Below are 24,592 nucleotides of genomic sequence, written 5' to 3'. Positions count from 1 at the left end.
CGCCGCGCCCCGGAAGGGACGCGGCGTCGAGGCCTGCGACGAGGGGAAGGCGGCTCAGGCGCCCCGGCGCCGCCGGAGGACGAGGACGCCCGTGCCGAGCGCGACGAGCAGGAGCGCGGCGATCGCGACACCGGCGGCCTGCACGCCGGTCGTCGCGAGACCACCCGTGCCACCGTCGACCGGTGCTCCCGGCGCGTCGGGCGCGCCCGGCACGTCGGGCGTCGTGGGCACGGTCGGGTCCGTGGGGTCGGTCGGGGTCGTCGGAGTCGTCGGAGTCGGCGCGGGCGTGGGCTCGAGCGGCCGGTCGGCGGTGTTGGTCAGCGTCACGGCGACGTCCGCGGCCGCGGCGACCTCCACCCGCACCGTGCCGTCGTCGCCCGGCTCGACCGTGCCACCGTCGACCTGCCACGTCGGCGCGCCCCACTCCACGCCCTCGACCGTGGGGAAGTCGGGCTCGCCCAGCACCACCTCGGCCCCGAGCGGGAGGTCGTCGAGGGTCGCCGTACCGTCCACGGGGAGCGTGAGCTCGCCCGCCGACCCGTCGACGGAGTACGCGACGGTGAACGCGGTGCCCGCGGGGACGACCGGGGCGGCGTCGCCCAGCACACGCTTGGTCACCGTGAGGCTGCCGCTCTCGGCGGGCACGGTGCCGCACGGGATCGACCCGGCGAACAGGTAGGCGTGCGCCTCCCCGCCGAGCAGGGTGAGGTCCCGCGCCACGACCTGCCCGTCGAGCGGGGACGCCTCGACCGTGAGGTCGGCGGTCGGCGCGTACACCGACCCGTCCAGCCGCGTCCCGCCGGCGCCGAGCGTGACCGGGCCGTCGAGCCGCGACAAGTCCCACATCACGAACGAGGCCGCCTTGCCTGCCTCGCCGAACACGGAGCCCTGCAGGTCGGTCGTCCCGGCGGGGACGGAGACGATGAGCGGGGCGTCGGCCGACGGGAGCACGCCGTCGGCGAACTGCACGGTGTACGCGTCCGCGATCGCCGCGTAGTCGACGACGTTCGGCCGCCCGGCCTCGAGCGCCGAGAGGACGACGCGGTCGCCGACGTCCTCCGTCACGGAGAGCACGTGCGCTGCGCCGCTCGGCACGAGGTCGGCGAGGCACCGGCGGACCTCGGCGGCCCCCGTGGCACCCGTCTCGACGTACGCCGCCACGGAGCCGCGCTCCGTCGCCACCGTCGCGGCGCCGTCGGGCCACTTCTGGTTCGTGGCGTCGACGGCGGGCGAGTCGTCGAGCGACGTGCGGTACCGCACCCAGTCGGCGCGCTGGTACGTGCCGAACGCCGGGTCGTCACCCACGACCTTGAGGTAGCCCTGGAGCGCTGCACCCCGGTCCGCGGGCGCACCGCCGTTCGTGATCTGGACCGTCCCCGACGTCGGTGCGTAGCCGCCCACGAGGAGACGGGTGGGGTCGCCGTCGACGGTGGGGATCGTGTAGTCGGCAGTCCCGGCCGCCTGGTGGAGGATCGCGTACATGCCCCCGTCGGCACGGACGGACAGCTCGCCGCCGACCGCGACCGAGCCCTCCGTCTCGTGGTTGCCGAGGTGGGCGTCCTCGCGGGCGTAGACGCTGAACCCCCCGGCCAGGTCGAACGGGTTCACCGGTGCGTCGGCGGCGACGGCGCCCGACGCGGGCAGCACGAGCGCGGCGCCGGCCAGCGCGACGACGGCTGCGGCAGCGGTGCGGCGTCGGCCGGAACGAGTGGTTGACTGCGGCAACAGACGTGAGGGCAGCATCGAGCGGACAGCTCCATCGGGTGGGGTAGGGGTCGGTCCCGACGGACCGGGACCGGCCCGTCCCTCTCACCGTAGGCCGGACTGGACGGGCGTCCAGAACGCGTGGCGGGTGAAGTCGCTCCGGTGTGATCGACCCCACCTCACCGTGCGCACGAGCGGCCGGACCTGTCGGTCATGTCGGGCTGCCGACCATCCGCGAGAGGCTGCGCGTGCGCGCGGCCCCAGGTCAGGAGATGACGAGGCTCGCGATCAGCCCGTCGCGCAGGCGGACGGTGAACGTGCCCGGCCCGTTGTACCCGTCCCCCGAGACCGTGAGGTCGAGCAGCACCTCGTCGGGTGTCGCCCCCGGCCGCAGCCCGGAGACCTCGAAGTGCGAGCGCTTGCCGATGTTGTCCGTCCGGTCCCAGCTCGCGAGCTCGGTGCGGCCGCGGAAGCGGCGGCCCCAGTCGTCGAGGATGGCGTCCTCGGTGAACGCGGTCAGGAACCGGGCGGTGTCGCCTGCGTTCGTCGCCTCGACGAGGGTCCGCACCGCGGCCGGAAGGTCGTGCGTCACGTCGCTCATCCCCTCACTGTGCTCCCCTCGGTGCCCGACGACGACCCGGACGTGGTGCGACGCGGCGTCCGCGAGCCCGTGCCCGAGCCGGCCGAAGAGCGCGACGCTCGCCGTCCCGGGCCAGTCGGCGGGCAGCGCGACCGACGGCAGCCCGGGGTCGGCGTACGGGATCGGCCGCCAGTCGTCCACGGCCCGCACCCACCGCGCGAACGCGTCGCGCGGCTCGTCCGCTCGAGCGGACGGGGCGCCGTCGGCCCCCGCGTCGTCGTGCCGGGCGAGGAAGGTGCGGTGCAGCGCCGCGACCCGGTCGAGGTCCCACCAGCGCGCCGCCGCGTCCGCGAACGACCCCGCGACGCGCGGCGCCCCCGCGAGGAACACCGTCGCGGCGTCCCGGACCTCCAGCGCCACGAGGATCTCCTCGACCTCGTCCACGAGGTGACCGGGCGTGATCCACAGCCCGTCCGCGACGCTCCCCGCACCGATCCACGCGAGGTGCCGGCGCAGCTGGTGCCGCGCGTCGCGCCGTTCCTCCGGCAACGAGTACGACACGAGGCACCACGGGTCGTCGTCGCCCTGCTGCCGGTACCCGAAGATGCGCCGGTCGCCGCGCGCGAGCATCGGCCCGGCGTCGGGCGCGAGCCGGTACCCGGCGCGGCCGTCGTCGAGCGTCTCGGGCACGAGCAGGCCCTTGGCCTTGACGCGCGAGACCGCGCTGCGCGCCCCCGCGGGCGGCACGCCGAGCGCGCCGAGCAGGTCGACCAGGTCCGCCACCGCGACCGCACCGCCCAGGTCCCGGACGTACAGCCCGACGACGGTGCGCAGCAACGACGTCGTGCTCCCGGGCCGGGAGTCGAGGTCGTCGAGGATCACGCGGGCCCGGCCGCGCCCGGCACCGTCGGCCCGCTCGGCCGGCCGCCGAGGACCTCGGCCAGGGCGTCGCGCACCGCCTCGACGCCGACGCGCACCTCGTCGAAGCTCGTCGAGAGCGGGGACAGGCCGAGGCGCAGTCCGTTCGGGCGGCGGAAGTCGGGGATCACGCCGCGCTCCCAGAGCAGCGGGAGCGTGGCCTCGAACGCGTCGTGGTCGACGGTCACGTGGCTCCCCCGGCGCTCGGGGTCGCGCGGCGACGCGTACCGGACGCCGAGCGGGAGCAGCAGGTCGTCCACGAGAGCGGTCGCGTGCTCGGTGAGCGCGACGGACTTGGCGCGGACCGCCGCCATCCCGGCCGCGTCGACGAGGTCGAGCATGTCCTGCATCGCGAGCATCCCGACGATCGTGGGCGTCCCCGAGAGGAAGCGCCGGACGCCGTCGTGCGGCGCGTACGCCGGACCCATCTCGAACGGCGCCGCGCTCCCCATCCAGCCCTGGATCGGCTGCGTGAGCGCGCCCTGGAGGTCAGCGCGCACGTAGCCGAACGCGGGCGCGCCGGGACCCCCGTTGAGGTACTTGTACGTGCAGCCCGCCGCGAGGTCGACGCCCCACGCGTCGAGCTCGACCGGGACCGCGCCCGCGGAGTGGCACAGGTCCCACAGGACGAGCGCCCCGGCGTCGTGCGCGAGCGTCGTGATCGCGGCGGCGTCGCTCACGTACCCCGACCGGTACGCGACGTGGCTCAGCAGCACGAGCGCGGTGCGGTCGGAGAGGACCTCCGCCACCTGCTCCGGGGTCACGCCGCCGTCGTGGTCGGGCGTGATCCACCGCAGCGTCGCGCCGTGCTCGCGCGCGACGCCCTCGAGCACGTACCGGTCCGTCGGGAAGTTCCCGGCGTCGAGCACGATCTCGTCGCGGCCCGCGACCTGCGGCGCCGAGAGCGCGGCGCGCACGAGCTTGTAGAGGATCACGGTCGTCGAGTCCCCGACGAACGTCTGGCCCGCCGCCGCGCCGAGCGTCACCGCGCCGATCCGATCGCCCAGCGTCAGCGGGAGCTCGTACCACTCCTCGTCCCAGCCGCGGATGAGCCGCGCTCCCCAGACGTCGGTCGCGAACCGCGCGAGCCGTTCCGCCGACGCGCGCGTCGGCCGGCCGAGCGAGTTCCCGTCGAGGTAGGCGGTCACCTCGTCGGACGCGACGAACGCGTCGCGGAACCGCGCGAGCGGGTCCGCCGCGTCGAGCTCGGCCGACCGCGCGGCGTGGTCGGTGGTCGTGCCGTCGGTGCGGTCGGTCATCGCGTGTCCTCCGGGGTGCGGGGTGCGGGGTGCGCGCGGCGCACCGTGGGGCTCGGGTCGCGCCACGACGACGGCGCGCGCGAACCACGCGGCCACGTCGTCGGGGTCGTCGAGGTCGGGCGGTTCGCCGGGGACCCAGGTTGCGGCGCCCTCGGGGTCGGGCACCGCGCCGTCGTGCGCGATCGCGCCCAGGAGGGCGCGCGCGTCGAGGCCGGCCTCCGCGAGCGCCCGCAGCTCGCGGGCGTTCACACCGGGCGGGAGCGGGCCGTTGCCGAGGTCGGTGCCGTAGACGACCGTCCCGCCGAGCGCGACGAACCGTCGGACGTTGTCGATCGCGACGTCCTGCTCGGCCGTCGGGCTTCCCCACCCGTGCACGTCGAGCGTGCTCACCCAGCTCACCCTCCTCACCCCCGCCCCGCCGAGCACGGGGTTACGGTCGCCATCCGGCTCATCTCGCCCGTAACCCCGTGCTCGACCAGGTGGAACGGCGTGCTCGGCGCGGGGGCCGGCCATCGCCGCCAGGAGGTCGTCGGGCAGGCGCTCGCTGAACGGGGCGTGCGCCAGCCGGTCGACGCCCACCTCGAACGCACGGGCCGCCATGCCGCGCCCCTCCACGTGCGCGACGACGTCCCTGCCCCGCGCGTGGGCGTGACCGACGAGCGCGGCGAGGGTGACGTCGTCGGGCACCGGACCGGCGCCGGAGTGCAGGGCGACCTTGACGAACGAGGCCCCCGCGGCAACCTGGCGGTCGACGGCGGCGACGGCCGCCTCGGGCGAGCCGACCTCCTCGACCGACCCGGCGGGCGCCCACGACCGGTCCGACGGGTAGCCGCCGGGGGCGGTGAGGAACGCGCCCGCGAACGCGACCGCCGGGAAGCCGGGGCGTCCGGGCCAGGTGCGCGCGACGTCGGGCACCCACCCGAGGTCGTGCACGACCGCGATCCCGCCGCGGCGCACCGCGACCGGGTCGACGAGGCCGAGGTGCACGTGCGCGTCCGCGAGCGGCGGGAGCCAGGTGCCGCCGTCGCCCGCCCGGCCGAGGCTCACGACCGCCCGATCTCGGTGCGGACGGCGAACAGCTCGGGGAAGAACGTGAGGTCGAGGGCGCGCTGGAGGAAGCCGACGCCGCTCGACCCGCCCGTGCCGCGCTTGGTGCCGATGATGCGCAGCACCGTCTTCATGTGGCGGAACCGCCAGAGCTGGAAGTTGTCCTCGAGGTCGACGAGCTCCTCGCACGTCTCGTACGCGGACCAGTACGTCTCCGGGTCGTCGTAGATGCGCCGGAAGACCTCGACGAGGTCGTCGTCGAGCGTGTGCGCGACCGTGACGTCGCGGTCCAGGACGTGCTGCGGGACGTCGTGGCCGTGCCGCGCGAGGTGGCGCAGGAACTCGTCGTAGACGCTCGGCTCGGCGAGCAGGCGGGCGAGCTCGGCCCGCGCGTCCGGCTCGGCGTCGAACACGTCGAGCATGCGCGCGTTCTTGTTCCCCAGCAGGAACTCGACCGCGCGGTACTGCCACGACTGGAAGCCGGACGCGTGCCCGAGGAACCCGCGGAACTGCGCGTACTCGCTCGGGGTGAGGGTCGCGAGCACGGACCACTGCTCGGTGAGCGTGCGCTGCACGTGCTTGACGCGCGCGACGCGCTTGAGCGCGGCGCCCAGCTCGTCGGCGGCGAGCAGGTCGCGCGCGGACAGGAGCTCGTGCAGCACGAGCTTGAGCCAGAGTTCCGTCGTCTGGTGCTGCACGATGAACAGCATCTCGTCGTGGTGCTCCGGGTCGCTCACGGGCTCCTGCGCGGCGAGCAGCGTGTCGAGGTGCAGGTACGACCCGTACGTCATCTGCTCGCGCAGGTCCGTGACGATGTCGGACTCGAGCGCGCGCTCGTTCGGCGCGGGCAGCGGTGCGTCGGCCATCCGTCGAGCGTATGTCACGAACGTGACGACCGCCAGATCCGTGCGATGCGTCGGAATGACGCAATGATCTGATCATTGCGTCATTCCGACCGGGTGGTAGGGGTTCAGTCGTCCGCCGCGGCGCGGCGCTCCTCCTCGTCGACGGACTCTCCCGTCGGGTCCTCCGCGACGAGGTCGTCGAGGAACGCGCCGCCCAGCGGCCCGTCGCTCAGCCCGACGAACCGCCAGCCCGACGCGGGGTCCCCCTCGACCTCGACGAGCCCGGTGTTCGCGAGCGGGGTCCACGCGAGCCGGTCGACGTCGACACCCGCGGCGCGCGCGCACGCCCACGCGCGGATCGCCGCGCCGTGCGACACGACGACGGCGGTCTCCCACCCGGTCCGCGCGACGGCGGCGAGGGCGTCGTCGTACCGGTCGAGGAACTCGGTGCCGTCGGGGCCGCCGGGCACCCGCCGGTCGGGCTCGCCACGGCCCCAGGCGAAGACCGTCTCCAGGTAGAGAGCGTGGTCGTCGTGGTCGGCGGACATCTCCAGGTCGCCCGCGTCGACCTCGCGCAGGCCGTCCAGCTCGAGCGGCTCCAGACCGTGGTGCTCGACGAGCGGCGCCGCCGTGAGGTGCGTGCGCACGAGCGTGGACACCGCGACGCCGTCGACCACGCGGCCCGAGAGCGCGTCCGGGATCGCCGCCGCCTGGCGCGCCCCGAGGGCGGTGAGGCCCGGCCCGGGCAGGGCGGTGTCGAGCAGGCCGGCGACGTTGGACGGGGTCTGTCCGTGACGGACGAGGAGCAGGCGCATGGTTCTCCGGTTCTCGGGTGCGGGGGTCTCCTGCCACCCTACGAGCCCGGCAGCGAGCGCGGCGTGGCACGCTGGGCCCATGTCCCGCCGCGAGCTCGTCGTCCTGGGGACGGCCAGCATGGTCCCGACCCGCACGCGTAACCACAACGGGTACGTCCTGCTCTGGGACGACGAGGCGATCCTCTTCGACCCCGGCGAGGGCACCCAGCGGCAGATGACGTTCGCCGGCGTGTCGGCGACCGACCTCACGCGCATCGCGATCACGCACCTGCATGGCGACCACAGCCTCGGCCTCGCGGGCGTCTCCCAGCGCATCAGCGGCGACGGGGTGCGGCACACGATCGGGGTGACCTACCCGGCGTCGGGCCAGCGGTGGGTGAACCACCTGCTCGACGCGAGCGCCCACTACCGCCGCGGCCACCTGGAGCTCCAGCCGGTCACGACGGACGGCGTGGTCCCGCCCGTCCCCGGCCGCCCCGAGCCGGGCTTCACGCTCCGCGCCGAGCGTCTCGACCACACGATCGAGGCCGTGGGCTACCGCCTCGACGAGCCCGACGGCCGGTCGCTCGACCCCGCGCTCCTCGCCCGTCACGGGCTCGCGGGGCCTGTCGTGGGCGAGCTGCAGCGCGCGGGCCGCGTCACGACGCCCGACGGCCGGACCGTCACCCTCGACGACGTGAGCGGCCCCCGGCCCGGCCAGTCGTTCGCGTTCGTCATGGACACGCGCCTGTGCGACGCGGTGCATCGGCTCGCGGACGGCGTCGACCTGCTCGTCATCGAGTCGACGTTCCTCGACCGCGACCGCGAGCAGGCCGAGCGCTGGGGCCACCTCACGGCCCGGCAGGCGGCGACGGTCGCGGCCGAGGCGGGCGTCCGGTCGCTCGTCCTCACGCACTTCTCCCAGCGGTACCCCGACCCGACGGAGTTCTGGCGCGAGGCCCGCGAGGTGTTCGACGGCGAGCTCACCGTCGCGCAGGACCTCGACCGCGTGCGGGTCCCCCACCGCCGTCGACCCGCCTGACCCCGACGAGCCGACCGCCCGAGGACCACGGCTCTACCTCGCGGAACCGGGGCTCTACCTCGGCGAGGTAGAGGCGCGGTCGCGCGAGGTGGAGGTGGGGTCGCGGGGTCTGCGGGTCAGTCGCCGCGGGCGCGGCGGGTCGCGCGGTCGTTGGCGCGCTGGATCGCCTCGACGAGCTCGTCCTTGGTCATGGTCGAGCGGCCGTCGACGTCGAGCCGGCGCGCGACGTCGAGCAGGTGCTCCTTGGTCGCGTTCGCGTCGACGCCGCCCGCGGTGTCGGTGCTCGCGTCGAGTCCGCCCTCCTCGGCGCGCTCGTCGGACGGGCCGGGCTCGTCCTTCGGCTCCCAGTGGTCGCCGATCTTCTCGTGCGTGTGCTTGAGCGCCGCGAACGCCACGCGCCGCGCGCGCTCCTCGGAGCCGTACTGCTCCCTCGCGGCGTCATAGGCCTTCGCGAACGTACGCTGCGCCTTCTCGTCCGAGCGCTGCAGCGTGCTGGGGATCTCGGACTGCCTCGCGTCGCCGTCGCGCGTCGTCTTCGGCACGGGTCACCTCCTGCTGCCCGACGGCGGTCGCCGCCTCCCCCGAGCGTCCCGCCCCGGGCGACGGCTCGCGCGCCGAACGGGGGCGGGCGCGCCGGGCGCGGCCTACGCTGCCGGGATGTCGAGCGTCCTGCGGTTCCGCGGCCGCATCGCGGGCTGGGGCACGGCGTCCGGGACGCGCGTCGTCGTCGGGCGCTGGGACGCGTCGCCGTTCGGCGCGTTCGCCGACGTCATGGTCGAGCGGCCCGACGGCGAGCGCCTCCTCCTCGCGCCGTCGCGCCCCGTCGCGGAGCTCGTCGCGTCGACCTACCGCTTCGACCGGGTCGTCCTGGTGCCGGTCGGCGTCACGGACGAGCCGGCCCACGCCGTGCCCGCTGCCACCCGCGACCACGAGGCGGGTGCGCGACCGGGCCGCGGCAGCCGGCCGGGCTGGCACGTGGTGGCCGGGCCGCTCGAGGCGCGGCTCGCCGTCGGGCCGCGCACCGTCCTGGGTCATGTGCTGCGCGCGGTGCCGCACCGCGTCGCGACGTCGCGGCACGCGACCGTGCTCACCGACCCTGTCGCGCGCGTGCTGCTGCGCGGGGTCCGGACACGGGGCAGCGCGGGGCCGGGGCGCACCGAGCACTACGGCGCGACGGACGTCCGCGCGCTCGTCGCCGCGCAGACGCGCTGGGACGGGACGTCGTTGGGCGACCTGCGCGACGTCGTCCCGCCGGTCCGGTTCGGCTTCGGGTCGACGCCGCCCCGGCCGAGCGTGACCGACGTCGTCACGACGATCGTCGTGCGCTGACCCCGGGAGGCGTCCGCGGCGGGGCGCGAGACCGGGGCCGCGCGCCGGACGACGACCGTCCGGCGCGCGACCCCGGTGCGACCGGTCCGGGCCTCAGACCCCGCGGGCCGCGAGCCAGCCTGCGAGCCGGTCGGGCCGGTCGGTGATGATCGCATCCACCCCGAGGTCGACCGCGGCGGCCCAGTGCGCGGGCTCGTTGAGCGTCCAGACCGCGACCTCGAGACCGGCGTCGTGCAGGCGCTGCACCAGGCCCGCGTCCTCGAGGAGGAGCGCGCCCATCGGGTTGCACGTCACGACGTCGAGCTCGGCGCACCGCGCGAGCACGTCGTCGTCGAGCGCCACGACGAGCAGCCCGCGGCGCAGGCCCGGGTCGGCCTCGCGCAACGCGGCGACCGTCTCGGGCCAGAAGCTCTGCGCCACGACCCGGTCGGCGATGCCCGCGAAGCGGATCGGCCCGGTGACGCGCCGCACCTGCTCGACCGTCCACGACCCCTTGAGCTCGAGCAGCAGGTCGGTGCCCGGCCGCCGCACGAGGAGGTCGACGACCTCGGCGAACGTCGGCACGCGCTGGCCGCCGAACGCCGGGGAGAACCACGACCCGGCGTCGAGCGCCCGGATCGCCGCGCGGTCGAGCCGCGCGACCGTGCCGCTGCCGGACGTCGTCGCGTCCACGGTGTCGTCGTGGATGACGACGGGCTCGCCGTCGGCCGTGAGCTGCACATCGATCTCGATGCTGTGCGCGCCGGCCCGCCACGCCGCCTCGAACGCGGCGAGCGTGTTCTGCGGCGCGACGGAGCTGTTGCCGCGGTGCGCGATCACCCGCGGGCGCGCAGCCCGCTCCGGCACCGCGCCCGTGGGCGCGAGGGCGGTCGCCGTCACAGGTACGGCTCCACGTTCTCGCTGTACGCCGTCTCGATGCGCGGCGCGACGGACTCGAACGCGGCCGCCGGGTCGGCGCCCTCGATGACGATCTGCTCGATCGCCTCGTTGAGCAGCGCGTCGGCGCCCGGGATGAAGACGCGCGCGTCGTCCTGCGGGCGCGCCTTGTCGGCGAGCTGGTCGACGGCCGTGCGGAACTGCGGCGTCGCCTCGTAGATGGCCTTCATGGTGTCGGACTCGACGGCCGACGTGCGCACCGGCATGTAGCCCGTGTTCTGCGAGAAGTACGCGGTGTTCTCGGTGTTCGTGAGGAACGCGAGGAACATCGCCGCGGCGAGCTGCTGCTCGGGCGACTTCGACGCCGGGATGGCGAGCCCGGTGCCGCCGGTCGGGGTGCCGCCGCCGTCAGGGCCGTCGGGTAGGTAGGCCGTGCCCACCTCGAACGACGCCGCGTCGAGCGCGCCCTTGAGCGAGCCCGTCGAGCCGATGGTCGAGGCGATGAGACCCGACGAGAAGTCGACCATCGCGTCGTCCGCGGAGAGCGTCGCGACGCCCTTCTCGTGGAAGAGATCGTGCAGGAACTGGCCGCCCGCGACCGACTCCTCCGAGTCGAGCGTGAGGTCGAACCCGTCGGAGTACGCGCCGCCCTGGCCCCAGATCATGTTCTCGAACCACCACGCGCCCCACGACGGCCCGGTGGACAGGCCGAGCGTCGAGCCGCCCGACGGGACGAGCGGCTTGAGCGACGCGTCCCACTCCTCGAGCTCCGCCCACGTCTCGGGGCCGCGGTCGGGCAGGCCGGCCGCCGTCCACAGGTCCTTGTTGTAGTAGAAGAGCGGCGTCGAGCGCGCGTAGGGCACGGCCCAGTGCTGGTCGTCGTACTCGTAGTCCGCATAGAGCGCGGGCTGGAAGTCGTCCGCGTCGGCGTCGACGAACTCGAGCACGTCGTCGAGCGGCAGGATCTGGTCGTTGAGGTGGTAGCGGAACCACCACACGTCGGACGCGATGACGACGTCGGGCAGCTCGTCGGTCTGCGAGGCGGCCTGGAAGCGCTGGGCCACCTCGTCGTAGTTGGCGCCCGCGGTCACGAGGTTGACCGTGATGCCGGACTCCTCCTCGAACCGGTCGATGAGCTCCTGCTCGATCTCCTGCGACGTGCCGGGGTGGTTGCTCCACCACGTGATCTCGGACGCGGGCTCGACGGCGGACCAGTCGACGGCCTCGGCCGCCGCGTCGTCGCCCGCGGTGCCGGCGCCGTCGGCCCCGGCCACGCTCGGGCCGGCGCACGCGGTGAGCGCGAGGGCGGTGACCGCCGTGAGGGCGGTGGCGGCGGCGCGGGCCCGACGGCGGCGCGCGCCGGGTGCGGTGCGGTGGGACACAGGTGCTCCTTCAGGTCGTGCACCGGGTCTCGGTGCGCTTCGGGGAACCCGGACCGCTGCGGGCGGGCCGGGGAGTCTGGTGGCCGGGCGGGCGCGCGGGTCAGCCGGTGACGGCGCCCGCGGTGAGGCCCGCGACGAGGCGGCGCTGCAGGACGAGGAAGACGACGAGGATCGGCAGCGTCACGACCACGGTCGCGGCGAGCAGGACGCCCCAGTTCGTCATGCCGTCGGTGTTCTGCAGCAGGGTGAGGCCGACGGGGAGGGTCATCTTGTCGGGCCGGTCGATGACGAGGAACGGCCACAGGTAGTCGTTCCACTCCGTCACGACCGACACGAGCGCGACGGCCGCGAGCGTCGGTGTGCTCATCGGCACGACGAACCGCCAGAGCTTGCGCCAGTGCCCCGCGCCGTCAAGCTCGGCGGCCTCGAGGATCGAGCGCGGCAGCGTGAGGAAGTGCTGCCGGAACAGGAACGTCCCGAACGCGCTCGCCAGGCCGGGCACGAGGATGCCCTGGTAGGTGTTGAGCCACCCGAGGCTCGCGACGAGCGTGTAGTTGGGGATGATCGTGATCTGCGGCGGGATCATGAGCGTCGCGATGACGAGCCCGAACACGACCTTCTTGAACGGGAAGTCGAGGAACACGAGCGCGTACGCGCACGTGAGGCCCAGCGCGACCTTGAGGCCCGCGCCCACGACCGTGATCCCGACGCTGTTGAGCAGCAGGCGCCCCAGCGGGATCGAGTCTGCGGCCTGCGCGTAGTTGTCGAGGTTCACGCTGCCCGGGAGCCACTGCAGCGGGACGGTGTACAGCTCGGCGGGCGTCTTCATGCTCGCGAGCACCATCCACACCAGCGGCGCGCCGAGCACGACGGTCGCGAGGACCAGGGCGAGGTACCCGCCCGGCTGGAGGGCCCGGCGTCGGGCACGGGGTGCGCCCGACGGGCGGGGCGCGAGGGCGGCCGGCGTGGCGGGCGCCGTCTCGGGACGGGCGGGCGCGACGGCGCTCATGCGTAGTGGACCTTCCGCTGGACGAACCGCATCTGCACCGCGGTCACCGCGAGCAGCACGAGGAACAGGACCGTGGCGACCGCCGACGCGTACCCGGCGCGCCCGTTGACGAAGCTCTCCTCGTAGATCGAGTACATGAGGGTCGTCGTCGAGCCGAGCGGGCCGCCCTGCGTCATCGCCTTGATGATGTCGAAGGACTGGAGCGACGCGAGGAGCATCGTCACGACGAGGAAGAACGTCGTCGGGGTGAGGAGCGGCAGGACGATCGAGCGCAGCGTCCGGGCCGACGACGCGCCGTCGAGCGCGGCGGCGTCCTTGAGGTCCTGCGGCACCGACTGGAGGCCCGCCAGGTAGATGAGGGCGACGTACCCGAGGTTCTTCCACAGGTAGACGACGACGATCATCACGAGCGGCCACGGGCGCTGCGTGTACCACTGCGGCGACGCGACGCCGACCCAGCCGAGCAGCTCCCGGACCAGCCCGTAGCGCGGGTCGAACATGAACAGCCACAGGATCCCGACCGCGAAGCCCGACAGCACGTAGGGCGCGAACGCGACGGTCCGGGCCACTCCCCGGCCCCGGAGCTTCCGGTTGAGGAGCAGCGCCAGGCCCAGGCCGAGGACCATCGCGCCGCCGACGGTCGCGAGCGTGAAGACGAGCGTCGTCGTGACGATGCGGCCCGTCGTCGGAGCGGTGAACCACTCGACGTAGTTCCCCAGCCCGACCGGCCGCGCGACCGGGGACCCGAGGTTCCACTGGAGGGTCGAGAGGTAGAAGCTCTGGAGCAGCGGCCGGTAGACGAACACCAGCAGCAGCAGGACGTTCGGGCCCGCGAGCAGGAGCGCCCACAGCAGGTTGCGCCGACGGCGGCGCGCGCCCAGGCGGCTGCGGTGCAGCGTCTGGACCTCGCGGTCGGTGCCCGACGACGTCGGGCCGGCCGGCGATCCCGGCGCGCCCGGGCGGGTCGCGCCCGGGCCCGTGGCCGGGGAGGTGGGGCCCGGCGCGGCGCCGCGGGGCGCGCCCGGGGAGCCCGGGGACTCCGGGGTGAGAACGGTGGTCACAGCACAGGTCCGCTCGTCCGAGGGTGCAGGTCACGGCCGGCGCGGCACCCGTCCTGCGGGTGGGCGGCCACTCGGAGCATAGGAAGCGGCGGCGCCGGTTTTGTGCGGGAATGGGCGGGTGCGGGGACGGGCGTCGGGCAACGTTCACCGAGCCGTGCCCGCCGCGCCACCCGCACCTGTGGAGCGGTCACGTGGTGGACACCTCGTGACGCGTCGTCCACAGGGCGGGACGGACGGTTCCGCCTCGCGCGGCGTTTCGCTAGGTTCGTGGCGTTCGCGCGGTGCCGCCCGGTCCGGGCCGCGCCCGGTTCGCGGGCAGGGGGTCTGGTGAGTCGTAGGCGTCATGCGCCGGTCGGAGGACGACCGGCAGGAACGGTGGGGAGCGCCCGAGCGCTCCGGTCGAGGAGCAACGCCCGACGGCGAACGCTCGCCCTGGGCGTCGTCGTGACGGCCGGGTGCCTGGTCGCCGGGTGCACCGGCGGGGGTGAACCCGCGCCGTCACCGCCGGTCGAGACGTCGGCCGAGCCGTCCGTCACGGAGACGCCCGAACCCGAGCCGACCACGACCGGGCCACCGAAGCCCGAACGACCCGCGGCTATGGAGCGCGACGACGCCGAGGGTGCTGCTGCGGCGGCGGAGTACTTTCTCGGGCTCTACTCCGACATGATGTCGAGCCAGGACAGCGCGGAGTGGGAAGCAATGTCACACGCAGAATGCGGATACTGCGCGGCTTCCCTAGACAAGGTCGAATGGCTCCGCGAATCTGGAAGCGCCTACGAGGGCGGTCGCATCACGCTGGACATGGACGACCCTTTCAAGTACGTGAGAGATCCACAGACTGGTGTGTTTCCGCTGGACGGGACGCTCTCCCAGGATGCCTTGAAGGTCACAGCAGCTGATGGATCGGAAGTCGCCAGCGAGTCGGCGACATCCATGGCGGTTCGGATAGAAGTTGGGAAGTCGGATGACGACTGGGTGATTGTTGAGATCGCGCCACTCCCTGAGGATGGTGCCTAGTGCCGTCTCTGCAGACCCTGGGCGTAGTCGCGACGAGTGGTCTCGCGCTCGCGTTTCCCCCTGGCGACTGGAGCACCACTGGGGACATCGAGGGTCAGAACGTATCCGTAGAAGCGGAGGTCCAAACTCGAGGCGGACGCGACTACGAAACGGGTCGACCAGGCACGCCAACGACAGAGAAGTATTTTCGCGCGGCGCAGACGACGTGCGCACTATTCGATGGCCTCGATGACCCGACGTCCGACCTCTCGGGCCGCTGCGCCGAGTGGGAGCGGCTCGTCACCGAAGGGCTCGAGTGCGACGCGAACTCCTACTATCTGGGCGCGCTGTACCGCCAGACCCGTGAGATCGGCGCGGACGGCACGCCTGGCGAGTGGTCGACAGCGGGCGCACCCGTGGCCGACCAGTCGTGCGTGACGCCAGCTGACCTCGCGGACGAGGCATCGCGAGCCCTCGCCACCCTGACGCTCGCGCCCTCGCCCGTCGTCGTGCAGCCGCCGGACGGCTGGACCGTGGTCAACGTGCCCACGATCACCTACACCGAGCCCGAGGAGCAGGTGCTCGACACGACGCTGCTCGGCATCCCGGTCCAGATCCGGGCGACCCCGCGGTCGTTCACCTGGGACTACGGCGACGGGAGCGGTCCGGTGACGACGACCGACCCGGGCGCCGCGTACCCGCACCACACCGTCGCGCACACGTACGGCCAGCCGGCGGACCGGGTGACGATCACGCTGACCACGACGTGGTCCGGGCAGTTCCGGATCACCGGCACGCCGAGCTGGACCGACGTCACGGGCACCGCGACGACGACGAGCGCGGCCGACCCGCTCCAGGTCTACGAGGCCAGGTCGCGCCTGGTGACCGACGACCTCCCAGGCGCTTGACGCGCACCGCCGCGCACCCCTGCCCCCGAGGTCCGGGTGCGGGATGCGCGGCGGTGCAGCGAGCGCGGGACCGTGTCCGTCCGTGGCTCCGGCCCGTCGCGGCGGCGCGGGAGAGGGCGCCTGCGCTCAGCCGAGCGACACCTCGACCCCACCGGAGAAGAAGGAGTCGTGCAGCGTCACGCTCGCGGGGACGGCGTCGGCGGGGACGTCGAACACGACGGTGCCCTCGACGCTGTTGCCCGGGTTGATGTCGGTGAGGAACGAGTTCGCGTCGCCGAGGTAGATCGCCGCACTGGTGTCGGCGGAGTGCTCGCGCCCGGCGGTGTCGACGAGCTTCTGGCTGCTGCCGTCGAACATCTGCGCCTGGTCGCCGATGTTCGTCACCGTCACGTGCACGAGCACGAACTGGCCCTGCGCCTGCGCGTTGAGGAACTCGTCCCCGACGGTGGGGACCCCCGTCTCCACGGACGTCACGGTGAACTCGAACTTGCCGTCGCGCACCGGCGTGCCGACCACGGCCGCCGCGGGTTCCGGAGCGGGCTCCTCGTCCGGCGCCTCGGGGGCGGGCTCGGCGGGGTCCTGCGAAGCGCTCGACCCCGCGACCGGTGCCGGCGCCTCGGGCTCGTCCCCTCCCCCGCCGCCGAGCGCGGCCCCGATCACGGTGAGGATCACGACCACCCCGAGGCCCGTGAGGATCTTGTGCCGCGCGAACCAGCTCTTGCGCGGCGGGACACCCGGCGCCTGCCCCGCGAACGCGGCCGCACCCGGCTGACTCGGCTGTCCCGAAAAGCCCGGCTGGCCCGGGATACCCGGCTGACCGGCCCAGCCCTCCTGACCCGGCTGACCCGGCTGACCGGCCCAGCCCGCCTGACCGGGGTGGGGGGCGTGCGGCGTCGGGCCGGCTGCTCCGGGGGCGCCCGGCCCGAGGGGCGACGAGTAGGGCTGGCCCGGGGGCGGCGTCGGGCCGGGCTGGGCCGGGTACGCGCCCGGCTGGTCGGGGCGCTGGCCCTCGTGGGGTGCGGACATCGTGGTCTCCTCGGTGCGTCGTGGTCGCTGCGTTCGAGGACGATCGTGGCCGCGCGGCACCGTCCGGCGGATCGCCCGACCGGCTCGTCCGGGCCGTCCGACCGGAGGAGATCCGGGCCGGTCGCGCGAGCCGGTCGGCGGAGGCCGGGCGTCGGCGCCCGTGCGTATGCTCGCCGCATGTACCCCCCGCCGCAGCAGCCGGGCGGCCCCGCGGTGCCGCCGGGCGCCGCGCCTCCACCGGGCTACCCGGCGCCCGGCCACCCGGGCGCCCCGCCACCCGGGTATCCCGGGCCCACCCGGCCGGCTGCGCCGACCGGCCCGGCCGCCGCAGGTGCCCACATCGGCCACCTTCCGCCGCACCCCGTCGGCGGCGCGCGCCCGACGGCGGCCCCCGCCCCCGGGCGGGCGCGGCGGTTCTGGTCCGGCGCAGGAACCACGGTGGCGGTCGCCGCGACGTTCTTCGTCGGCATCGTCGGCCTGTCGTTCGACTCGGCACGCCACGGCCAGGAGCTGAGCGGGGGCCAGCTCGGGCTCTCGATCCTGTGGCTTGTCCTCGCCGCGTGCGTCTCCGCCGCTGTGATCTGGCGTATCCGCCACCCCGTCGCCGTCTGTCTCGGGACCGCCGCGGCAGGCATCCTCACACCCGTCGGCGCGCTCGCCCCGCTCCTCGCGCTGCCGTTCGTCCTCGCACGCGAGGACCGGCGTCCGGCGCTCCTCGGGTCGGTGGCGGCCACCGCGGCGGCCGTGGCCGCGTCGTTCTGGCGCGACGCCGCACGACCTGGCGACTCGGTGATCTTCTCCTTCACGCCTGCCACCGGCGGGGAGACCACCTACCTTCCCCCGGCCGGCTACGTCGTCATCGGGGTGTTGCTCGTCGCGCTCTCGGTGGGCGCGGGACTGGTCCGCCGCTACGCGGGCCGGGCGCACGTCGCCGAGCAGACCGCCGCCGTGGAGACCCGTCGCGCCGAGACGCTGCGCACGCACGCGGAGGACCTGCGCAGCCAGACCGACCACCTGCGCACCGAGCTGTCGCGGCAGGACGAGCGCGAGCTCATCGCGCGCGAGATGCACGACACCGTCGCGCACAACCTGTCGGTCATGTCGTTGCAGGCGTCGGCGCTCGAGGTGACGACCGAGGACCCGGAGGTGGCCGACGCCGCCCGGACCATGCGCTTGTCCGCCCACCGCGCGCTTGAGGAGATGCGGGCGCTCATCACGTCGCTGCGCGACGGCGCGGAGCAGTACACGGGCTCCGCCCCGGCGCTCGGCGACCTCGCCGCGCTGCTCGACGAGGCGCGCTCGTCGGGCGTCGACCTCGCCGCGACGGTGTTCGTCACGGACGCGGACTCCGCGCCGCCGGCGCTCACGCGCGCGGTGTACCGGGTGGTGCAGGAGGCGCTGACGAACGTGATGAAGCACGCCCCGGGCGCCCGCGCGGACGTCGACGTGCGCGCCCGGCCCGGCGACGGCGTCGACCTCACGGTCCGCAACGCGCTCACCGCGGACGCCCTGGGCGTCCCCGGCAGCGGCACCGGGATCGTCGGGATGCGCGAACGCTGCGAGGCGCTCGCCGGGACGTTCTCGGCGGGAGTCGAGGACGGCCGGTTCGTCGTCCGGGCCCACCTGCCGTGGGACCGTCCCCGGGGCTGACCGCCGCACGATCCCCCGCCTCGACCTGTGGCGCAGCCCTGGGCGCGCGGACCTGTCGCTCCGGCCCGGACGCACGACCGCGGTGCCGCCCATCGGCCGGGCGGCACCGCGGTCTGCTGGTCAGGAGGCGGCTACGCGCAGGTGAGCGCGTCGTACGCGGCCGTCACCTCCGTCGTCGTGCCGGCGACGTCGGTGACCGCCACGAGCGCCTCGCCCGCCTCGAGCGCCCCGCCGCGCACCTTGAACGACTGGTACGCGCTCTTGCCCGGGTCCACCTGGGCGAACGCCCGCTCGCCGTGCGGGGTGGTGACGGCGAGGGCGACGGTCTCGTCGCCGTCGTTCGTCGCGCGGACGGCGAGATAGGGCGTGCCACCGAGGCAGCGAGGCTGCGCGGTGACGGTGACCTGCGGGTCGACGGGCGGCACCTCGGCCGGGAAGACGTCGAGCGCGTCGAGCTCGGTGTACCAAGTGAGCTTGGTCAGCGCGACGGTGTTCCAGCCCTGCTGGAGCTCGACCTGGTGCGTGACGGACTGCCAGTTGCCCCACGTGGTGTGCGGGAAGGTGACGACCCCGGCGTCGGCGCCGTTCACCGTGACGGTGCTCGACGACGGCAGCGTGTACCCGCCGCGCTCGGAGCCGTTCGCGAACCGCACGCCGAGCGTGTACGGACCGGCCTCGTCGGCGTGGACCTGGAGGGCGACGGAGCTGTCGAGGAAGTCGAGCCCGCCGACCTTCTGCCCGCCCGACGCCCCGGCGGCGCTCCCGACGGAGCCGCGCGTGATGACGCCGTCCTCGAACTCGTACCGCGTCGCGTCGGACGGGATGACCGGCGGGGCCGACGGGCGCGGGTCGCGCGTCGCGGGGTAGACGTCGAACGCGTCGAGCTCGGTGTAGAACGTCGCGCGCGTCAGCGTGATCGTGTTGGTTCCGGCGACGAGGTCGACGAGGTGCTCGGACGTCTGCCAGTTGCCCCACGTGGTGTGCGGGAAGACGACGGTCTCCGTCACCGTGCCGTTCACGGCCAGCGTCCCGGTGGACGGAACGCGCGCCGCGCCGTCCTGCGAGCCGTTCGCGAACCGGATGCCGAGCAGCGCCGGCCCGGCCGCGTCGGCGTGCACCTCGACCGTCACCGACGAGTCCGCGAAGTCCAGGCCGCCGACCTTCGCCCCGCCCGACGCCCCGCCGTCGGCCACGACGCGCGCGTTGGTCACGACGCCGTCCTCGGCCTGGTAGCGGTCGGACGCCTGCGGGACGGACGGGACGCCGTCGGCCGACCACTCGAGGTCCGCGACGTACATGGCGCGGTACGTGAACGCCGCGTTCCAGCCGTGGAAGACGATCGCGTCCGAGCCGTCGGGTGCGGTGACGACGTCCTGCCCGCCCGGCCCGCGCACGTCGCCCTGGAAGCGGTCGCTCGTCATGAGCTCCGTCGTCGCCTTGGTCCACGGGCCGTCGAGGCTCGGCGCCGTCGCGTACGACGTGCGGTACGCGCCGCCGTAGAAGTCGTTCGCCGAGTAGAAGAGGTAGTAGGTGCCGTCGCGCTCGACGACGGTCGGCGCCTCGACGACGCGGCCCTCGTACGCCGTGTCGACGCGGATCAGCTCGGTGGCGGGGCCGGTGAGGGTGGTGCCGTCGGGCGACAGCGGCTGGGCGAAGATGATCGCCGTCTTGCCGGTGCAGCAGTTCCCGTCGGCCTTCCACAGCAGGTAGAGCTGGTCGCCGTCGACGAACGTCCCGGCGTCGATCGCTCCCCCGAGGTCTTCGGTGCCGTCCTCGCCGTTGGGGCAGACGAACGGGTCGTCGCCGACGGGCTCGAACGGCCCCTCGGGCGAGTCGGCGAGCGAGAGGCCGATGCACTGGCGCGGCGACGTCGCGTCGCGCGCCGTGTAGTAGAGGGCGTACCCGCCCTCGACCGCGGCGACCTCGGGCGCCCACACGCAGCGGTCGGTCGCGCCGCCCGGCGAGAACGTGCACGCCTCGCTGACCCACGCGCCGAGGTCGGGCGCGACGTCGGTGGGCGCGCTCCACGTGACGAGGTCCGTCGAGGTGCGGTGCTGCACGTTCCGGCCCTGGTCGTTCGTCGCGTAGGCGTGGTAGACGCCGTCGACGAGCAGGACGTCCGGGTCGGGGAAGTTGGCGTCGACGACCGGGGCGATCGTCGGGGCGACGGCGGCAGGTGCAGCGGCGGGTGCAGCGGGCGCCGCCGACGGGGCGGCGGTCGCGGCGGCGGCGCCCGAGACCACCAGCCCGAGCGCGACGAGCGCACCCGTGACAGCGGTGGCACGCGTGCGCGCCCGGGACAGGGAGAGCTTCATGGGGTGTCTCCTCGACGGTGAGGGGGCAAGAACCCGGGACGGCGTCGACCTCGGGACCTCGAGTCTCCCGGGCCGATTCACACAAGTCAACAACTTCTCGCAAGAGTCAACAAGAAGGATGTCGCGGCCGAGGCACGCGCGGACGGCGACAGCTCGGCTCGCCCCGCGCGGCGCTCACGCCCGACGGCGGTCCGGCAGCCCCGCGGCGACGCGCAGCTCCGCGTACGCCGCGCCGAGCGTCGCGACCGTGTGGTGCGCGTTGAGGCCGCTCGGGTTCGGGAGCAGCCACGCCCGCGCGGGGCCGACGCGCCGTTCCAGCGGGCCGGTCGCGGCGCGACGGTCCGCGAAGGCCGTGCGGTACGCGCCCAGGCCGAGCACCGCGACCCACCGCGGCCGGTACGTCTCCGCCGTCTCGACGAGGCGGCGTCCGCCCGCGACGATCTCGTCCGGCGTCAGCTCGTCCGCCCGCGCGGTCGCCCGTCGCACGACGTTCGTCATCCCCAGCCCGGCGTCGAGGAACGCGTCGCGCTCCCACGGCCCGAGCACGCGGTCGGTGAAGCCCGCCTCGTGCATCGCCTTCCAGAACCGCGTGCCCGGGTTCGCGAAGGGCAGCCCGACCGCCGCCGAGTACAGCCCGGGGTTGATCCCGCAGAACAGCACGTCGAGGTCAGGCCGCAGCCAGTCCTCGATCTCACGGCCGCGCGCGGCGGCGAGGTCGTCGGCGGTCGGGCGCGCGTACGGCGGGTCGGTCGGCACCGGACCATCCTCGCCCGGACGTCAGCCCCAGGGCTGCCCGTACGCCTCGACGAGCTCGCGCACCTCGTCGTCGGTGAGGAGCCGCGCGTCGAGCCGGTCCCCGAGCAGCAGCCGGACGCGCGCCGCCTCCTCGATCTCGACCGCGCGGTCGACGGCCTCCGCGACCGTGCGCCCGGCCGCGATCGACCCGTGGTTCTGGAGCAGGGCGCCGTGGAAGCGCAGCGCGCTCCCCCGCACGCGCTCGGCCTGCGCCGGGTCGCCCGGCGCGGCGTACCGCACGAGCGGCACGTTGCCCACGCGCATGACGACGTACGGCGTGACCGGCGCGAACGCCGTGTGCTCGCGCCACGGAGCGAGGCACGACGCCGCGACGGCGCTCGGCGAGTGGAGGTGCACGACGCAGCGGTACTCCGGGTCGCGCGCGTACATCGCGAGGTGCAGCGGCCACTCCTTGGTGGGCCGCGGCGTCGGGCCGTCGCCCTCGGTGACGGGAGTGCCGTCGAGCGTCGTGCGGGCCATCTGCTCGGCGGTGAGGGTCGCGAGGGACGTGCCGCTCGCGCTCAGGCGCACCTCGTCGCCGACGCGCACGGACACGTTGCCCGACGTCCCGGGCGACATCCCGCTCGCGGCGAGACCCCGCCCGGCGGCGAGCAGCTCCTCGACCAGGTCGCTCATGCGAGCTCCTCCCACGCGGTGACGAAGAGGTCCTCGGTGCCGAAGTTGCCCGACTTGAGGACGAGGTTGACGTCGTCGGCCCCGCGGCGGCGACCGCGCAGCCAGGACACGCCCGGGCTCAGGAGCTGCCCGACCTCGAGCACGTGCACCCCGAGCCCCTGGACGACGCTCCCCGACGTCTCGCCGCCCGCCACGACGAGCTGCGTCGCGCCCGCTTCCGCGAGCCGCGGCGCGAGCGCGGAGAACAGCCGCTCGACCACGGCGGGGGCGTCGGCGGTCACCGCACGCCCGCGCGCGACGTCGTCGGGCTCGCCCACGGAGTACACGAGCACCGGCCGGTCGGGCTGCTCCGCCCAGCGCTCGCGCGCCCAGGCGAGGAGCCGCTCGACCTCCGCGCCCGGGTCCGCGAGCGCCGCCGCGACGTCGACCTTCTGGTGCGGCAGGTGCGGCAGGGCCGCCCGGACCTGCGCCTGGGTGGCGCGCGACGCGCTGCCCGCGAGCACCGCGCGTCGGCCCGGGACGGCGGCAATGTCGCCGAGAGGCGCGCCCGTCGGGTCGAGGCCGAGCGCGAGCCCGGAGCCGCCCGTGACGAGCGGGGCGTCGGACGTCGCGCGGGCGATGACGGCGAGGTCGTCGTTGTCGATGCTGTCGACGACGACGTACCGCGCGCCCTGCGCCTCGGCCGCGACGATCGCGCCCCGCAGCGCCTGCTCGCCGGCGCGCACGACGCCGACCGGCACCTCGGCGACCGGGTGCGCGGTCTGCGCCGCGAGGAGGTTCGCGACGCGCGAGTCCCACATGGGGTTGAGCGGGTGGTCCTTCATGGGGCTGCGGTCGAGCGGCTCGTCCCCCACGAACAGGTGGCCGCGGAACACGGTGCGGCCCGCGTCCGGGAAGCCCGGGACGACGACGGCGCTGCGCGCGCCGGTCTCCTCCAGCAGCGCGTCCGCGACGGGCCCGATGTTGCCCTCGGGCGTGGAGTCGAACGTCGAGCAGTACTTGTCGTAGACCTGCGTGACGCCGAGCGCGGCGAGCGCACGGTAGGCCGCGCGCGCCTGCTCCACCGCCTGGGGGGCGGGCACGGAGCGGATCTTCAGCGCGACCACGACGGCGTCGTGGTCGGCGAGGCCCGCGAGGTCGTCCGGGCCCGGGACGCCCAGCACGACGGCGGTCCGCAGACCACGGGCCCTCCAGTTGCCGGCGAGGTCGGTCGCCCCGGTGAAGTCGTCGGCGATCGCGCCGCGCATCCGTGTCTCCTCTGGTCGGTCGGGTCGTCGGTCGTCGCGGGCGGCGCGGCCGGCGCGGCCGGCGCGGTCGACGCGCCGACGCGGCTCGGGGCCGCGGTACGGCGTCACGCGTCGCCCGAGCGGATGCGCTCGGCCCACTCCACGACCTGGGGGTCGACGTGGTCGAGCACCTCGGACGAGGCCTCCGCCCACTCGGCGCGGTCGACCTCGTGCAGCTCGACGCCGCGCTCGACCAGGAAGTCGACGTTCTCCTGCCGCTCGGCGATCGACGTCTCGCGGTACCAGGAGGAGACGTCGTCGATCTCGGCGTCGACGATCGCGCGGAGGTCGTCGGGCCAGCCCTCGTAGGCGTCGGCCCAGACCTGGAAGTGGAAGTTGCCGAACACGTGCTCGGTGAGCGTGACGTGCGGCGCGACCTCGTAGAACGAGTTGAACCGCACGACGTCGATCGGGTTCTCCTGGCCCTCGACCGCGCCCTGCTCGATCGCGGGGAAGACCTCGCTGAGCGCGAGCGGCATGGGGCTCGCGCCGAGCGCGTGCCACGTGTCGAGGTAGGTCTGCTGGGTCGGGACGCGCAGCTTGAGGCCGCGCGCGTCGGCGAGCTCGGTGACGGGACGCTGCGTGTTGAGCACGCGCCCGCCGCGGTACATCTGGCCGAGCAGCAGGAACCCGGAGTCCTCCCGGATGGCCTCGATGATCTCGTCGCCGAGCGGGCCGTCCCAGACCTCGAGGAACTGGTCCTCGTCCTCGTAGAGGAACGGCACGCCCTCGATCGCGGCGAGGTCGGTGTAGCGCTCGAGCGAGCCGACGGACTCGACGACGATGTCCACGGCCCCGAACTCCAGACCCTCCTGCATGTCCTCCCAGCTCCCGAGCTGGGAGGCGGGGTAGACCTCGATCGTCACGCGGCCGTCGGAGGCGTCGGCGACCTGCTCGGACAGCCGGTTCGCGGCGCGGTCCTGCAGGCTCCCGGCGCCGTACGAGTGGCCGAGGCGGAGCAGCAGGTCGGGCTCGGGGTCGGTCGTCGTGGCCGTGCAGCCGCCGAGGGCGAGCGCGCTCGCGACGACCAGGGCGGCGACGCGACGGTGCGGCGCGGTGGTTCTCTTCCCCACGGGAAGCTCCTTCGTGTGCGGGGCGGGCGAGGGCGCGGGACGCCCTCGCCCGCCGGGGTGC

Annotated in this window: 21 protein-coding genes; 5 read left to right on the top strand and 16 right to left on the bottom strand. The window is 74.6% G+C overall.

Annotation, left to right across the window (positions count from 1 at the left end; genetic code table 11):
- Positions 1-54: 54 nt before the first annotated feature.
- The 5 genes from ACPCUX_RS06090 to ACPCUX_RS06070 all read right to left on the bottom strand — a co-directional run bounded on the left by ACPCUX_RS06090 (position 55) and on the right by ACPCUX_RS06070 (position 7,168).
- Positions 55-1,725: a collagen-binding domain-containing protein gene (locus ACPCUX_RS06090; RefSeq protein WP_423388375.1), complete on the bottom strand. Its 1,671-nt coding sequence runs from the start codon at positions 1,723-1,725 to the stop codon at positions 55-57.
- A gap of 244 nt (positions 1,726-1,969) precedes the next feature.
- Positions 1,970-3,166, bottom strand: coding sequence for a PaaX family transcriptional regulator C-terminal domain-containing protein (locus tag ACPCUX_RS06085; protein WP_423388374.1), 1,197 nt, complete (start codon positions 3,164-3,166; stop codon positions 1,970-1,972).
- Positions 3,163-4,461: a kynureninase gene (kynU, locus tag ACPCUX_RS06080; protein WP_423388415.1), complete on the bottom strand. Its 1,299-nt coding sequence runs from the start codon at positions 4,459-4,461 to the stop codon at positions 3,163-3,165. Before kynU ends, ACPCUX_RS06085 begins: the two co-directional genes overlap by 4 nt.
- Before the next feature lie 1,043 nt (positions 4,462-5,504).
- A complete protein-coding gene (locus ACPCUX_RS06075) occupies positions 5,505-6,374 on the bottom strand; it encodes a tryptophan 2,3-dioxygenase (protein WP_168944492.1) in 870 nt (289 codons plus the stop codon).
- Positions 6,375-6,478: 104 nt separating this feature from the next.
- On the bottom strand, positions 6,479-7,168 hold the full coding sequence (locus ACPCUX_RS06070; protein ID WP_171468463.1) for a histidine phosphatase family protein: 690 nt from the start codon (positions 7,166-7,168) through the stop codon (positions 6,479-6,481).
- 79 nt (positions 7,169-7,247) lie between these two features.
- Between ACPCUX_RS06070 and ACPCUX_RS06065 the strand changes: the two genes are divergently transcribed.
- Positions 7,248-8,189, top strand: coding sequence for a ribonuclease Z (locus tag ACPCUX_RS06065; RefSeq protein ID WP_034650392.1), 942 nt, complete (start codon positions 7,248-7,250; stop codon positions 8,187-8,189).
- Positions 8,190-8,305: 116 nt separating this feature from the next.
- Here ACPCUX_RS06065 and ACPCUX_RS06060 read toward each other — a convergent pair whose 3' ends face one another.
- Positions 8,306-8,731 carry a ChaB family protein gene (locus ACPCUX_RS06060; protein ID WP_423388373.1) on the bottom strand — a complete coding sequence of 142 codons (426 nt, stop codon included), beginning with the start codon at positions 8,729-8,731 and terminating at the stop codon, positions 8,306-8,308.
- A 115-nt stretch (positions 8,732-8,846) separates the two neighbouring features.
- Here ACPCUX_RS06060 and ACPCUX_RS06055 point away from each other — a divergent pair, with 115 nt between their 5' ends.
- Positions 8,847-9,518, top strand: a complete 672-nt coding sequence (locus tag ACPCUX_RS06055) for a hypothetical protein (protein ID WP_423388372.1) — start codon at positions 8,847-8,849, stop codon at positions 9,516-9,518.
- Between the two features lie 93 nt (positions 9,519-9,611).
- On the opposite strand, the gene ACPCUX_RS06050 is transcribed toward ACPCUX_RS06055, so the two are convergent.
- From ACPCUX_RS06050 to ACPCUX_RS06035, 4 genes are all read right to left on the bottom strand, one after another.
- Positions 9,612-10,397, bottom strand: coding sequence for a glycerophosphodiester phosphodiesterase (locus tag ACPCUX_RS06050; protein ID WP_423388371.1), 786 nt, complete (start codon positions 10,395-10,397; stop codon positions 9,612-9,614).
- The gene (locus tag ACPCUX_RS06045) at positions 10,394-11,776 is read right to left on the bottom strand and encodes an ABC transporter substrate-binding protein (RefSeq protein WP_053370566.1); all 1,383 of its coding nucleotides are present in this window, start codon (positions 11,774-11,776) and stop codon (positions 10,394-10,396) included. The genes ACPCUX_RS06050 and ACPCUX_RS06045 overlap by 4 nt, the downstream gene beginning before the upstream one ends.
- A 100-nt stretch (positions 11,777-11,876) precedes the next feature.
- Positions 11,877-12,785: a carbohydrate ABC transporter permease gene (locus tag ACPCUX_RS06040; RefSeq protein WP_053370565.1), complete on the bottom strand. Its 909-nt coding sequence runs from the start codon at positions 12,783-12,785 to the stop codon at positions 11,877-11,879.
- Positions 12,782-13,681 carry a carbohydrate ABC transporter permease gene (locus ACPCUX_RS06035; protein WP_423388414.1) on the bottom strand — a complete coding sequence of 300 codons (900 nt, stop codon included), beginning with the start codon at positions 13,679-13,681 and terminating at the stop codon, positions 12,782-12,784. The genes ACPCUX_RS06040 and ACPCUX_RS06035 overlap by 4 nt, the downstream gene beginning before the upstream one ends.
- On the opposite strand from ACPCUX_RS06035, the gene ACPCUX_RS06030 reads away from it, so the two are divergent.
- Positions 13,676-14,863 carry a DUF6318 family protein gene (locus ACPCUX_RS06030; RefSeq protein ID WP_423388370.1) on the top strand — a complete coding sequence of 396 codons (1,188 nt, stop codon included), beginning with the start codon at positions 13,676-13,678 and terminating at the stop codon, positions 14,861-14,863. The genes ACPCUX_RS06035 and ACPCUX_RS06030 overlap by 6 nt on opposite strands.
- A 413-nt stretch (positions 14,864-15,276) precedes the next feature.
- A complete protein-coding gene (locus ACPCUX_RS06025) occupies positions 15,277-15,750 on the top strand; it encodes a hypothetical protein (protein ID WP_423388369.1) in 474 nt (157 codons plus the stop codon).
- A gap of 126 nt (positions 15,751-15,876) precedes the next feature.
- Here ACPCUX_RS06025 and ACPCUX_RS06020 read toward each other — a convergent pair whose 3' ends face one another.
- Entirely contained in the window at positions 15,877-16,776 is a 900-nt protein-coding gene (locus ACPCUX_RS06020; protein ID WP_423388368.1) for a DUF4352 domain-containing protein, read from the bottom strand.
- Positions 16,777-17,214: 438 nt separating this feature from the next.
- Between ACPCUX_RS06020 and ACPCUX_RS06015 the strand changes: the two genes are divergently transcribed.
- Positions 17,215-18,426: a sensor histidine kinase gene (locus tag ACPCUX_RS06015; protein WP_423388367.1), complete on the top strand. Its 1,212-nt coding sequence runs from the start codon at positions 17,215-17,217 to the stop codon at positions 18,424-18,426.
- 131 nt (positions 18,427-18,557) lie between these two features.
- Here the strand turns inward: ACPCUX_RS06015 and ACPCUX_RS06010 are convergent, their stop codons facing one another.
- The 5 genes from ACPCUX_RS06010 to ACPCUX_RS05990 all read right to left on the bottom strand — a co-directional run bounded on the left by ACPCUX_RS06010 (position 18,558) and on the right by ACPCUX_RS05990 (position 24,531).
- On the bottom strand, positions 18,558-20,741 hold the full coding sequence (locus ACPCUX_RS06010) for a family 43 glycosylhydrolase (RefSeq protein ID WP_423388366.1): 2,184 nt from the start codon (positions 20,739-20,741) through the stop codon (positions 18,558-18,560).
- A 174-nt stretch (positions 20,742-20,915) separates the two neighbouring features.
- Positions 20,916-21,497 carry a G/U mismatch-specific DNA glycosylase gene (mug, locus tag ACPCUX_RS06005; protein ID WP_144722151.1) on the bottom strand — a complete coding sequence of 194 codons (582 nt, stop codon included), beginning with the start codon at positions 21,495-21,497 and terminating at the stop codon, positions 20,916-20,918.
- A 21-nt stretch (positions 21,498-21,518) separates the two neighbouring features.
- Complete coding sequence (locus tag ACPCUX_RS06000; RefSeq protein WP_144722152.1) at positions 21,519-22,172, bottom strand: class II aldolase/adducin family protein; 654 nt, start codon at positions 22,170-22,172, stop codon at positions 21,519-21,521.
- Positions 22,169-23,419, bottom strand: coding sequence for a 3-oxo-tetronate kinase (gene otnK, locus ACPCUX_RS05995; protein WP_423388365.1), 1,251 nt, complete (start codon positions 23,417-23,419; stop codon positions 22,169-22,171). The genes ACPCUX_RS06000 and otnK overlap by 4 nt, the downstream gene beginning before the upstream one ends.
- Positions 23,420-23,523: 104 nt before the next feature.
- Positions 23,524-24,531 (bottom strand): TRAP transporter substrate-binding protein, encoded by a 1,008-nt coding sequence (locus ACPCUX_RS05990; RefSeq protein WP_423388364.1) that lies wholly within the window; start codon positions 24,529-24,531, stop codon positions 23,524-23,526.
- Positions 24,532-24,592 lie beyond the last annotated feature (61 nt).

The sequence above is a fragment of the Cellulosimicrobium sp. AB352 genome (assembly GCF_049538415.1).
GTDB lineage: Bacteria > Actinomycetota > Actinomycetes > Actinomycetales > Cellulomonadaceae > Cellulosimicrobium > Cellulosimicrobium funkei.
Note: the sequence above shows the minus strand (reverse complement) of the source record. Positions and strands in the feature narration are given on the sequence as shown.